This window comes from Pseudomonas sp. B21-017, from assembly GCF_024749245.1.
In the GTDB taxonomy this organism is placed as follows: Bacteria; Pseudomonadota; Gammaproteobacteria; order Pseudomonadales; family Pseudomonadaceae; genus Aquipseudomonas.
This window is the reverse complement of record NZ_CP087194.1, coordinates 2,546,305-2,559,040: the sequence shown is the minus strand read 5'-3', so window position 1 is coordinate 2,559,040 and position 12,736 is coordinate 2,546,305. Positions and strand designations below refer to the sequence as shown.

9 protein-coding genes are annotated in these 12,736 nt (G+C 59.0%); 7 read left to right on the top strand and 2 right to left on the bottom strand.

Translation table 11 applies throughout. The features are described 5' to 3' along the window. The first annotated feature begins 96 nt into the window (after window positions 1-96). Together LOY28_RS11640 and LOY28_RS11635 are read left to right on the top strand one after the other, a co-directional pair. A complete protein-coding gene (locus tag LOY28_RS11640; protein WP_026286544.1) occupies window positions 97-1,662 on the top strand; it encodes a PAS domain-containing methyl-accepting chemotaxis protein in 1,566 nt (521 codons plus the stop codon). A gap of 154 nt (window positions 1,663-1,816) precedes the next feature. After that, window positions 1,817-2,029 carry a hypothetical protein gene (locus LOY28_RS11635; protein WP_018927761.1) on the top strand — a complete coding sequence of 71 codons (213 nt, stop codon included), beginning with the start codon at window positions 1,817-1,819 and terminating at the stop codon, window positions 2,027-2,029. On the opposite strand, the gene LOY28_RS11630 is transcribed toward LOY28_RS11635, so the two are convergent. Further along, window positions 2,026-5,046 carry an EAL domain-containing protein gene (locus tag LOY28_RS11630; RefSeq protein ID WP_258613876.1) on the bottom strand — a complete coding sequence of 1,007 codons (3,021 nt, stop codon included), beginning with the start codon at window positions 5,044-5,046 and terminating at the stop codon, window positions 2,026-2,028. The two genes, LOY28_RS11635 and LOY28_RS11630, sit on opposite strands and share 4 nt — an antisense overlap. Continuing rightward, window positions 5,034-6,053 carry a substrate-binding domain-containing protein gene (locus LOY28_RS11625; RefSeq protein WP_018927759.1) on the bottom strand — a complete coding sequence of 340 codons (1,020 nt, stop codon included), beginning with the start codon at window positions 6,051-6,053 and terminating at the stop codon, window positions 5,034-5,036. Before LOY28_RS11625 ends, LOY28_RS11630 begins: the two co-directional genes overlap by 13 nt. Before the next feature lie 657 nt (window positions 6,054-6,710). On the opposite strand from LOY28_RS11625, the gene LOY28_RS11620 reads away from it, so the two are divergent. Genes LOY28_RS11620 through LOY28_RS11600 form a run of 5 tightly spaced genes read left to right on the top strand, consistent with a single transcriptional unit; the run spans window position 6,711 to window position 12,710 of the window. After that, window positions 6,711-8,912, top strand: coding sequence for a type VI secretion system Vgr family protein (locus LOY28_RS11620; protein ID WP_258613875.1), 2,202 nt, complete (start codon window positions 6,711-6,713; stop codon window positions 8,910-8,912). Window positions 8,913-8,923: 11 nt separating this feature from the next. Then, window positions 8,924-9,370, top strand: a complete 447-nt coding sequence (locus tag LOY28_RS11615) for a DUF6484 domain-containing protein (RefSeq protein WP_028940907.1) — start codon at window positions 8,924-8,926, stop codon at window positions 9,368-9,370. Window positions 9,371-9,385: 15 nt separating this feature from the next. Continuing rightward, window positions 9,386-10,498 (top strand): DUF2169 domain-containing protein, encoded by a 1,113-nt coding sequence (locus tag LOY28_RS11610; RefSeq protein ID WP_258613874.1) that lies wholly within the window; start codon window positions 9,386-9,388, stop codon window positions 10,496-10,498. Beyond that, complete coding sequence (locus LOY28_RS11605; protein ID WP_258613873.1) at window positions 10,498-11,535, top strand: hypothetical protein; 1,038 nt, start codon at window positions 10,498-10,500, stop codon at window positions 11,533-11,535. Before LOY28_RS11610 ends, LOY28_RS11605 begins: the two co-directional genes overlap by 1 nt. Further along, the gene (locus tag LOY28_RS11600; RefSeq protein WP_018927754.1) at window positions 11,535-12,710 is read left to right on the top strand and encodes a PAAR-like domain-containing protein; all 1,176 of its coding nucleotides are present in this window, start codon (window positions 11,535-11,537) and stop codon (window positions 12,708-12,710) included. Before LOY28_RS11605 ends, LOY28_RS11600 begins: the two co-directional genes overlap by 1 nt. Window positions 12,711-12,736 lie beyond the last annotated feature (26 nt).

Here is a 12,736-nt window from a genome sequence, read left to right as displayed (position 1 = left end):
GTAACTCATTGTTGTTAAATATAATTTTAAAAAAATTACTCACATTTTCCTGGCGTCTGCCGATGGCTTTTTTACCGGACCCAGGGAGCTGCAGGAATGAGGAACAACCAACCCGTTACGCAACGTGAGGTCGCGCTTGCACCTCAACAGAAACTCATCTCGACAACAGATGCTCGAGGAGTCATCACTTACTGCAATGACGCCTTCGTAGAAATCAGTGGCTTCGACAGAGCCGACCTGATTGGCGCACCGCAAAATATCGTCCGCCATCCCGATGTGCCTCCTGCCGTATTCGCCCATATGTGGGGCGCTCTTAAGCAAGGCAACCCGTGGATGGGCATTGTCAAAAACCGCTCCAGAAACGGTGACCATTACTGGGTCAATGCCTACGTCACACCGATTTTCGAAGGCAGCCAAGTGGTTGGCTATGAATCGGTCAGGGTCAAACCCACTGCCGAACAAGTTCACCGCGCCGAAGCCCTCTACAAGCGCATCAGTCAGGGCAAGGCGGCCATCCCCGCGCGTGACAAGTGGCAACCGGCCCTGCTTGGCTGGTTGCCATTCCTGGTTATGGGCTTGGCGGGGGCTTTGAGTGGTGTCTTACTCAACACCTTCGTGGCCATTGCCATCACCGCAGCTGTCTCTGCACCGCTCGGACTGATCGTCACGCGCTGGCAAAAGCAGGGGACATTGCGCATGCTACAGATGGCTGAACCCTCCACCTCCGATCAACTGATCGCGAAAATGTACAGCGACGAGTGTGGCCCTCAGGCACGCCTTGAAACCGCCTTTGTGAGCCAGGCCGCGCGCCTGAAGACCTGTCTTACACGTCTGCAGGACACCGCGGAGCAACTCAGCGGACTAGCCGGGAGGTCCGACGTATTGGCCGCCGACAGCTCACGCGGTCTTGATCGCCAGCGTGTCGAAACCGAACAAGTGTCCGCAGCGGTCAATCAGATGGCGGCGACCACACAAGAAGTCGCCAGCCATGTCCAACGCACCGCTGACGCCTCCCAAGAAGCTAACTTGCTGACCGGACGCGGACGCGATGTGGCCCGAGATACCCGCGAAGCGATCCAGCGACTGTCCGCAGTGGTTGGCGAAACCGGGCAGACGGTCGCGCAGTTGGCCAAGGACAGCAATGAAATCGGAACCGTGGTCGATGTCATCAAAGGCATTGCCGATCAAACCAACCTACTGGCCCTGAATGCCGCGATCGAAGCTGCGCGCGCTGGTGATATGGGTCGAGGCTTCGCCGTGGTGGCGGACGAGGTGCGTCAGTTGGCGCAGCGCACCTCTGAATCCACGACGCAAATCCATGGCTTGATAACCAAGCTCCAGATGTCTTCCGATAACGCCGTGCAGACGATGGAAAGTGGTCGCCGTCAGGCCGAAGAAGGTGTGGTGTGGGTGCTTGAGGCAGACAAAGCGTTGGTAGGTATCAGTGAAGCGGTCGCCAACATCACTGATATGACAACCCAGATTGCAGCGGCCACTGAAGAGCAAACCGCCGTTGCAGAGGAAATCAGCCGTAATATCACCACCATCGCGCACCTGGCAGATCAGACGTCGGAGCAGGCCCATCATTCGGCAGAGTTAAGCAAGGAATTGACCCGGACAGCTAATACTCAGTATTCATTGGTCGAGCGTTTTAATCGATAACTAGAGGTGTTTGAGCTGACCGAAGAAGCTCGCAGTTGACCGGCGAAAATACGGGAGAGCACCGACCTCAAGTGGTTTGCGCCACAATCGGCATGGGGACGGCCTTCATAGGTCGTTCCCCTGCCACACTACCCGGCTCATCGAGATTGGCACCATGGTTCATGCCAGATGCAAGTTTTCTCTCTTGCTGAATGCCGAGCGTGCCATGCCACAGTCCATCAAAAATGCTGAAGCGAAATTCCGTCGTCCGGTGCTGGCCACTCTGGTGGTTTCTCTGGTCACCAGTTGGGTGAGCAGCAGAAAGTCGCCGATGTCTTTTTTGCCGCAGGTCGACACAGCAGCGTTTTACCGTACGCCAAGTCATTAACGCCCGGGCATTGGACTGCGTGGACGTTTTACATCGCGTTTTCGCCTTACCGTGTCAGGGCTGGTAATGCGGCTCGGTTGAGGTAATCGGGGCGTGCGCAGTAACAGACTGATTTCCTCTGCGCTGACCGCTCTGCTGAAAAAGTGGCCCTGAATTTCATCGCAGCCGTTTTCACGCAGGAAGGTTTGCTGCTCTTCGGTTTCGACACCTTCGGCTATGACCTTGAGGTTCAGTTGGTGCCCCAACGAAATCACTGCGGTAGCGATGGCTTTGTCGTTCTCGTTGTCGGGCAGATCGTGCACGAAAGACTGGTCGATCTTGAGCCTTGCGATGGGGAAGCTTTTCAATGCGGCGAGGCTGGAGTAGCCGGTGCCGAAGTCGTCGATCGACAGACTGATCCCCATTGATTGCAGTTCCTTCATTTTGCTGATGGCTTGCTGAAGGTCTTGCATGATCAGACTTTCGGTCAGCTCCAGCTCAAGGTACATCGGGTCCAGTCCGGTCTCTTGCAAGGCATGCCTCACCCGGTCGATCAGGTCCCTTTCGATGAACTGGCGTGCTGAAATATTCACCGACATGGTGATCGGCGGCCAGCCCGCATCCTGCCAGTCCTTGTTCTGTCTGCACGCGGTATGAATCACCCAATCGCCTATGGGCACGATCAACCCGGTCTCTTCGGCCTGCGGAATGAATTTGACTGGAGACACCATGCCGAGTTCGGGATGCTGCCAGCGGATCAGTGCTTCTACGCCGATAATCTGACCTGACTGCAAATCCACCTGTGGCTGGTACAGCAGCAGGAACTCGTCATGGTTGAGTGCGTTTCGTAGCCCGTCTTGCATGGCGAGCTTGCCCTGATCCTTGTTATTCATCTCGCTCGTATAGAACTGGTAACTGTTGCGACCCAGTTCCTTGGCCCGGTACATGGCGGCGTCCGCATTGCTGAGCAACGTGTCGGTATCGCTGCCGTCGGCTGGGTAGGTAGCCAACCCCATGCTGCAGGTGACGTGGAGTGTATGCCCGCTGAGCTGAATCGGCTGCAGGATGGCTTCCTGGATCTTGTGCAGGGCTGGAGTAACGCCGTCGAGGTCTGAGGGCTGGTCGAACAGGATGATCACAAACTCGTCGCCACCCAGTCGCACGACGGTGTCGGTGCGGCGCACACATTCCTGCATGCGCTGGGCGACGGTTTTCAGCAGTACGTCTCCAGCGCTGTGCCCAAGGCTGTCATTCACCAGTTTGAATTTGTCCAGATCGAGAAACACCACCGTCACCAGCCGGCTGTAGCGCTGGGCATACAGTATTGCCTGCTTGAGACGGTCTTCGAGCAGGGTGCGATTCGGCAGCCCGGTCAGTGCGTCATGGTCGCCCATATAGCGAATGCGTTTTTCGGTCAGTTGGCGTTCTATCGCAATACCGGCAAGAGGTGTCGCCATGTCGATCAGTCGCGTCTCGGTCGAGCTAGGGCTGCGGACGGTGTTGGAATACAAGGCAAACGTACCCAATACCTTTCGTTCATGGGACAGAATCGGCGTCGACCAGCAGGCACGAAATCCATAGGGCGCAGCGGCTGATCGGTACTCCTCCCACAGCGGGTCCAGCTCGATATCCGTGACGATGACCGGTTCTCGTCGATACACCGCGGTGCCGCAAGAGCCGACGTTTGGACCGATCGCAATCCCGTCAATGAGCTGGTTATAGGCTTTCGGCAAACTGGGGGCAGCCCCGTGCAGCAGGTGTTTGCCATCCTCATCCAGCACCAGGATGGACACCATCATCCCCTCCAGTTGGGACTCGACCAGGTGAGCCAGACTCTCGAGGACTTCTGCAAGCTCGGTGCTCCTGGCGATCAGCTCCAGGACATGACCTTGTCCGGCACGGATGATGGCTTCTTGCTCTAATCGGTTGTTTTGCAGGGCGAGCCGCTCTGTGGCGATACTCAATTGGACCGTCTTTTTTTCCAGCTGAAGACGGTCTTTGAGGAATTGATTCACCGCGCGAGCCATGTTGCCGATCTCGTCTTTCCCATGTTCCACCATCATCAAATGCGTTTTGTCAGTGCGTTCCTGACGCAATTGCCGGCTTATTTCATTCAGGCGCACAAGCACATGACGGCCCATGAAGACCCGGGTCACGAACCAGGCGAACACCAGGCTGGCGCCCAACATGATCAGCACCCATTGCTGGCTACGATTTGAGGCCTCGACCAGGCGCTGCACGGCTTCGCGATAGTCTTCGGTGTAAGCACTGGATTGCGCACGGGCCACCGCGACCAGAACCCCGGCCTCATTCTTCAACTCCTCATTGAAGCGCTGGATGACGTTGTGCTGATTGATGAGTCTCAGGCGCAGGGAGAAGAGATCGGGCGTTTCCCCATCAGCGTCGGGTAACTTGCCAGCGGCGCGTGACAGGCGCTCATATCGGATCCGCAGCCGTTGCACGGCATCACTGTCATTAGCCTGCGGCAGATCGAAAAGTAACACCGCCAGTTCCAGGCTGGACCGGGACTTGGTCGCGGTTAACCGGGCAGCGTGATCCTCCAGGGCTTGCTCGAAGGTGACCTCGGTCTGCAACAGGCTTTCTCGCAGTTGCGCAACGATGTTGGCGGTATTGCGGAACATCTGACTCGACTGATGCATGTCGAGTATCGCCTCGCCACTGTTCGCGGCAGTCAGCTCCTGCACCAGTTGATCAAGGGCTTCAAGCTGTTCGACGGTCGCCGCATAGCTTGAACGCAGGGCGTCGGGGGAACGGGTTGTCAGAAGCTGATCGGTCTGGCGTTCGATCAGCAAGGTCCGCTGCACCATGTCTTGCCCATTTTGCATGCGCACCAGTCGTTCATCCGTCAGCTGGCGGGTGGCGCTGTTTGACGTGCGCAACGCGTAGACCGCTGTGGCACCACCCGCCAGGATCAGCAGCGCCAGCGTCAGGAACGCCAGTGTGAACTGTGCGCGCAACGACTGCGGCAATAGCCGGCGTCCGAGCCGGGAAATAACGTCCAATGTCAGGGATTCCATTGGTGGCGATAAATGTCTCGATAACCATTGTCAGGGTCGTACTGGAATTTCTTCCCGCCGTCGAAAGCAATATTGTCGGCATTGACCAAGTGAATCGGTGCTACGAAGCCGCTCACCGGCTGCCCTGCAAACAACCGGTTCAATTCATCCATCACTTGCCAGCCATGCAGGTTGAGCGGCTCGGCCACGGTGACGGTCTGGTAGGTTTTTGCCTGTATGCGCAAGAAAGCCGAAGCGCTGCCATCACCGGCAGATAACAGACTGATGCCGTCACTGGGCATTGCGGCGTTGGTCAATGAGGCAATCGAGTAGTCGAAATAGATATCGTTGATGGCCAGCGTGTGGGTCCAGCGCTTGCCATAGCGCTGAAGCAGCTCCTTGGTGAGCGCCGGCATCTTCTCGCCACTTTCGGAGATCGCCACATCGCGCACTTCCAGCAACGTACATTCTCGACAGGCCCGAATGACGTTTTCCATGGCCTTGGCTTTCGCCATGGCGATGCTGTACTTGGAGTCGGTCAGGATGACCACGCCGGCGTGTCCGTTTGACTGTGCCACTGCCGCCATGGCCGTGAGGCGAGCCACTTCGAGCGGGTCGGTCGTGACGTTCATGGCCACCGGCGTGCCGTCAATCGGCCCGGGGCGTGCCCCGGCGTGCCAGCCAACCACCGGCACATCCCTGTTGGCGAAGAGGATCAGCGCCGCATTGTTCTCAAGGGCATCGGAACCGCACAGAATGAGGCCGTCGGGTTTCTCTGCCAGCGCATCGGAGAAAGCCTTTGCGCGCCCGGCCGATGATCCAGCGCCATCGAATATCTTCAGCGTCCAGCCCATCGCCTTGGCTGCCTCGCGAGCGCCCTGCGCGACACCGACGATGCCTCCGTTACGCAAATCCTCTGCGACAAGGGCGATGCTCTTGCCCCGCTGGGCTTTCGGGCCGGACTCAGGGCCGCTCCAGCGAACGGCTTCAAGGGTGGCCCTGGAAACGATTTCCTGCGCTTGAATCACCGTTACCGTGGCGTTTTCGACACCTGCCGCGGTTGGCAGGTTCTGGCCGTATCCGGGTGTTGCCGTGAAAAGACAGAAAACCGTAATTGAAGCCATCCGGAGTAGCCAGGGCCTGAGTAACCAGGGCCCGATCAGACAGGTTCGATCACCGTATGTAATGCCGGGTGTGGAGCCGATGGCGCGATCATAGTCTGGCATGGCGTCCCTTTTTGCCAAGAGTGCAGCGTTCACTATCCGAAAGGATAGTCGGTTCTGCTGTCATCAGGTCTTCGGTGGTTAAAAGTGCGCTAACTTTAGTTTTACAGTACTCATCCTTTACGCAACTTTGAAAGATGCTCTTCATAAGCACGACTGAATTCGCGCCTGAATAAATTGCGCGGGTACTCACTTTTTAGAATAAAGCCTATAACCAAAGATACTAAATAATGACCTCCGATCACCGATCTTGAAACGCCTCGGTGTTCACCCCACTGGTCGGAGAGTTTCTTGACAAGAATTGAACAGCGCTAACACTTCCTTGAATTGTAAGGATTAGAGATAACGCCAAAGAGGCGTTGGGCAAAAGGTTAATCCGCTGGAAACGGATTCAGTCGTACGTTGCGTTATGTATTCGAGACGGCCGACTGACGCCCAAACACGAGGCAGAGGAAGCCGTGCATGGCAATCACGCAAAACAACCGTTTGGTGCAGGTCAACTGCCCCCTCGGCGGCGATGTCCAGCTGCTGCGGAGCATGGAAGGCAACGAAGAATTGGGGCGGTTGTTCCACTACGAATTGAACCTCACCTCCGAAGACCGGGCGATCACGTTCGACCATTTGCTGGGCAAGCCGATGGGCCTGACCCTGGAGCTGCACGACGGCGGCAAACGCTACTTCCACGGCATTGCCTGCAGCTGTCGACAACTGACCGGCCATGGCCAGTTCGCCGGCTACCACGTCAGCCTGCGGCCCTGGTTCTGGCTGCTCACGCGCACCTCGGATTGCCGGATTTTCCAGAACAATACGGTGCCGGACATCATCAAGCAGGTGTTCCGCGACCTCGGTTTTTCCGATTTCGAAGACAGCCTGAGCGGCAGCTACCGCCAGTGGGAATATTGCGTGCAGTACCGCGAAACCAGCTTCGATTTCGTCAGCCGCTTGATGGAACAGGAAGGGATCTATTACTACTTCCGCCATGAGCAAGCGCGTCATGTACTGGTGTTGGCCGACGCCTATGGCGCCCACTCCACGGTGGCAGATTACGACTCAGTGCCGTTCTACCCGCCCGATCGGCAAATGCGCGAGCGCGATCATTTCTACGATTGGCAACTGACGCGGGAAGTCCAACCCGGTTCGCTGGAGCTCAACGATTACGACTTCCAGCGACCCCGCGCCAACCTTGAGGTGCGCTCCAGTGTGTCGCGCAGCCACAGCAACGGCGACTACCCGCTCTACGACTACCCCGGTGAATACGCACAGAGCAACGACGGCGAGCACTATGCGCGTACCCGCATCGAAGCCATCCACAGCCAGTTCGAGCGCGTACAACTGCGCGGCCGTGCCCGCGGACTGGGCTCCGGCCACCTGTTCTCGCTGACCGGCTATGAGCGCGAAGACCAGAACCGCGAATACCTGGTGGTCAGCGCGCGCTACCACATCCACCAGGAGCCCTATGAAAGTGGCACCCAGGATCTCTCCGAGCAGTTCGTGGGCGAACTCGCTTGCATGGATGCCAGCCAGGTTTTCCACCCCCTCCCCCTGACCCCCATGCCGATTGTCCGAGGGCCACAGACCGCGGTGGTGGTCGGCCCCAATGGCGAGGAGATTTGGACCGACCAGTATGGCCGGGTCAAAGTGCACTTCTACTGGGATCGCCACGACCAATCCAACGAGAACAGCTCCTGCTGGATGCGCGTCTCCCAGGCCTGGGCCGGCAAGAACTGGGGGGCGATGCAGATCCCGCGAATCGGTCAGGAAGTGATTGTCAGTTTCCTCGAAGGCGACCCGGATCGGCCGATCATCACCGGCCGCGTCTACAACGCCGAGCAGACGGTGCCTTACACGCTGCCGGCCAATGCCACCCAGAGCGGCGTGAAGAGCCGTTCAAGCAAGGGCGGCTCACCGGCCAACTTCAATGAAATCCGCATGGAGGACAAAAAGGGTGCGGAGCAACTGTTTATCCACGCCGAGAAGAACCAGGACATTGAGGTCGAGAACGACGAGACCCACTGGGTCGGCCACGACCGCAGCAAGAGCATCGACAACGACGAAACCGTGCACGTCAAACACGACCGCACCGAAACCGTCGATAACAACGAGACCATCACCATTGGCGTCAACCGTACGGAACACGTCGGCAGCAACGAGACCATCAACATTGGCAGCAACCGCACGATCAGCGTCGGCGCCAACGAAACCGCGACCGTGACCCTGCAGCGCACCCATGCGGTAGGTATCAACGAGACGATCGCCATCGGCGCAGCGCAGGAAGTTGTCATCGGTGCCTTTCAAACGGTGAATGTCGGGGCCTACCAAAACGTCAATGTGGGCCTCTACCAGTCGACCAATGTGGGCGCCAACCGCTCGGTGGACGTGGGTGCCAATCTTTCAACCACGGTAAAGGCAAACGAATCGCGCAAGGTCGGTGCAGGACGCACAACCGATATCGACAACAACGATGCGCTGACGGTGGGCAAGGACCTTGTCATCGATGCCGGTGACTCGGTGACCATCACCACCGGCAAAGCCAGCATCGTCATGAAGAAGGACGGCACCATCAGCATCCGCGGCAAGGACATCACCATAGACGGCTCTGGCGCGATCAACATCAAGGCCAACAAGAACGTGGTGATCAAGGGACGCAAGATCCTGCAAAACTAGGAGTCACGCGTATGACGGTTCAATACCCACTACCCACCCAGGCCCGCATCGATGGCGTGGTCATCGGCGTCCTGCTCGACCTGCCGCAAGCCAGTGCGCCCCTGGTGACCTACCCCGGTTGCCCCGAGGAACAGAGCATCGCCGCCCGCAGCACCACCCTGCTCGCCCCTGCAGACATCGGCACCCAGGTGGCGCTGATGTTCGAAGATGGCGACCCTTTCCGCCCGCTAGTGATCGGCCGCCTGCTTGGCCAGACCGCGGCGCCCGCACCGGTTGCCTGCGTGCAACTGGACGACCAGCGCCTGGAATTGAGTGCCGAACGCGAGATCGTGCTGCGCTGCGGCAAGGCCAGCATCACCCTGACCCGCGCGGGTAAAGTGATTATCCAGGGCGCCTACCTGTCCAGCCGCTCCAGCGGGGTCAACCGCATCAAGGGTGGTTCGGTGCAGATCAACTAGACAGGTATTCGGCCCATGGAACTGCTCAACGCCAGCAAACTGCTTGCTGCCTATACCCAGGGCACGGAGCCCGATGGCCGCGAATCCCTGGTGGTGGTGGCCAAAGGCACTTTCAATCTGCCGCTGGACGGCCGCGCGGCGACCCTCGCCGACAGCCAGCAACCGCTGCTGATGGCCGATACCTTCCTCGGCGAGCCTGGTCTCAGCGCCCCGCTGCAGGAAATGGACTTCGCCCCGGTCAAGCCATTCTGCGATGTGCTGGTGCGCGGCAAGGCCTATGCCCCAGGCGGGCGGCCCGTGAGGCAACTGGCTGCGGGCATTCGCGTCGGTCAGATGAGCAAAGCCTTTTCCGTCCTCGGCCCCCGGCAGTGGCAACCGGGGCTGTTGGGCGTTTCTCCCGGCTTACCGCAGCCCTTCACCGAGCAGCACATCTCTTATGCCCAGGCCTTTGGCGGCAGTCATCCGATGGCCAAAAACTCCGAAATGCGTCACTGCTACCTGGACAATCCGACCGGTTGTGGCTGGTTCCCAAGCCGCATGGGTAGTGCTGACATCGTTGGCATGCCGATGCCGAACACCGAGGAATTGGGCAAGGCGATCGACAGTCCCTCTGGCGACTACCGCCCGATGGCCCTCGGCCCCATCGGCCGTAGCTGGCCGCAACGCGCCCGCTTCGCCGGTACTTACGACGAGGCCTGGTTGGCCGACTGCTTTCCGTTTCTGCCGGGTGATTTCGACCGCCGCTACTTTCAGGCGGCCCCTGACGATCAGCAGATCCACTATCTGCGAGGCGGCGAGGACGTGCTGCTGCTCAACCTCACACCCCAGGAGCGCGCGGGCTTTCGCATCCCCGAAATCGACGTGCCGGTGACCTTCTTTCTGAAAAAAGGTGGTCATGAGACTGTGCAGGCGGTGATCGACACCCTGCTGATCGACACCGACGCGCTCCAGGTGCAACTGACCTGGCGTGTCGCCCGCCCGCTACGGCGCAACATGTTCGAGATCGCTCAGGTGCTGGTCGGCACGATGTCCACGGGCTGGTGGCGCGCCCGTGAACTGGGCAAGGATTACTACCCGTCGCTCTCCTCCTTGGTAAAAGACAAGCACGCACCCGAGGAGACGGACTGATGACCGTGCTTTGCATCATCGGCTCCGGCATGGTCAGTGCTGTCGGCCTCAGCGCACCCGCGAGCTGCGCGGCGATCCGCTGCGCCATCGACAATTTCCAGGAAACCCGCTTTATCGACCAAGGCGGCGAATGGCTGATTGCCGCCAGCGTGCCTTTGGAACAGCCCTGGCGCGGCCGCACCAAGCTGATCAAGATGGCCGCCCGGGCCATCGCCGAGGCGCTGCAAAGCACCCCCAACGTCGACCCGGAAAAGACCCCGCTGCTGCTGGGGGTGGCGGAAGTCGAGCGCCCCGGCCGCCTCGATGGTCTCGATAAGGGGCTGCTGCACGCCATCGAAGCTGAACTGGGCCTGCGCTTTCATCCCGGTTCCAACGTCATTGCCCGTGGTCGGGTCAGCGCTGCCGTGGCCCTGCTGAATGCACGCACGCTGATCTACCAGGGCGGCCATCGCCATGTGCTGATTGCCGGCGTCGACTCCTTCCTCAGCGGACCGACCCTGGCCGCTTTCGAAGCACGCGAACGCCTGCTCACCAGCCAGAACTCCAACGGATTTATCCCCGGCGAAGGCGCCGCCGCCGTGGTGCTGGCCGCCCCCGTTGCCAGCAAAGAGCCGCAATTGGCCTGCATCGGCCTGGGGTTCGGTATGGAGAAGGCCACGGTGGAGGCCGAAGACATTCCCTTGCGCGCCGATGGCCTGACTCAAGCCGTACGCGCCGCCCTGAGCGAAGTCGGCTGTGGGTTGGAGCAAATGGATTATCGGCTCACCGACATCTCCGGCGAGCAGTACTACTTCAAGGAAGCGTCCTTGGTCCTGAGCCGCACCCTGCGCGTGCGCAAGGAGTTCTTCCACCTCTGGCACCCCGCCGACTGCATCGGCGAAGTCGGCGCCGCCATCGGCCCGGCGATGCTCGCCGTGGCCCTGGCCGCCAGCCGCAAGGGCTATGGCGAAGGCCCGAATATCTTCTGCCACTTGGGCAACGACGCCGGCGAACGCGCCGCCGCGATGCTCAGTTACCAGACTGTGAGGGCTGCGTGATGGCGAATGAGGTCTACGCCAACAATATGGAGGTTTCTTGCAAGGCGGCGGCTGGCAAGTCGATCGCCTGCTTTCCGGATGTCTGCTTCACCCCGCCTCAGGCGCCGCCCACGCCAACGGGAGTGCCCATCCCCTATCCGAATACCGGTATGGCCAAGGACACGACCAAGGGCAGTCGTACGGTGAAGATCAGTGGTAAGGAAGTGATGCTCAAGAACAAGAGTTACTTCAAGACCAGCTATGGGGATGAGGCCGGTTGCGCCCCGAAGAAGGGCGTGATCACCAGTAAGATCAAGGGCAAGGTGTACTTCACCTCCTGGTCGATGGATGTGAAGTTCGAAGGCGAGAACGTAGTGCGACACATGGACCTGACAACCCACAACCACGCATCATCACCTGGTAACACGCCAACGTGGATGCATGTGGATGCGATAGCGTTCGACACCAGCGAAGGCCAGGTCTGCAAAGACGAGCAAAACGCTGCCGAGGATAAATGCAAGGATGCGAAGATACGTCCCAAGCGGGAGACCGAGAGAGGCAACAAAGTACCGGATGGAATGGATTGCGACGATGAATGCAAGAAAGCCAAGGCATGCGTGCTCAAACCGAAAAAAAAAGACAAGAGTTTTTGCTGTCACCCGGAGATCACAGGTCACCACCTGATCGAGGTACATTGTTTCTCTAAGACGGGGGAACGTGGCACTGCCTTGACTGGCTTCGAGAAGTACAAGCAAGACAACGCGCCGTGCGTGTGTGCATCCCAGTCGCGCGACGACGGTACCCATGGAATCCTCCATGCGGTCCAGGGCCAGATGGAGGCGGCCCACAACGACGGTCCGGTGTTGCAATCCTGGCCGGACTCCGGTGACAAGATCAAACCAGGCAGCGACCAGCGACTACCCGCTAATGCCAAATGGACTTACAAAAATGCCCGTGAAGCAGGTGCACTTGCCCACAGTACGGCATTCCCTCATTGCAACTCGAAGTGCATAGCCAACCAGCTGGACGACTATCACCAGAAAAAATGTGACATGGAAGACAACACACCAGTGCGCAGCGATCCAGGCTCGGACAAGCGCTCTTCCGGCACGCTGACTGCCACGCAGCAGAACGCCGTCGACCAGGCGATCGAGGCCATCAAAGGCATCACATCCAACGCCCACTCTGCCGCTTAATTTTCAATTTCAAGAACGATAGGTTT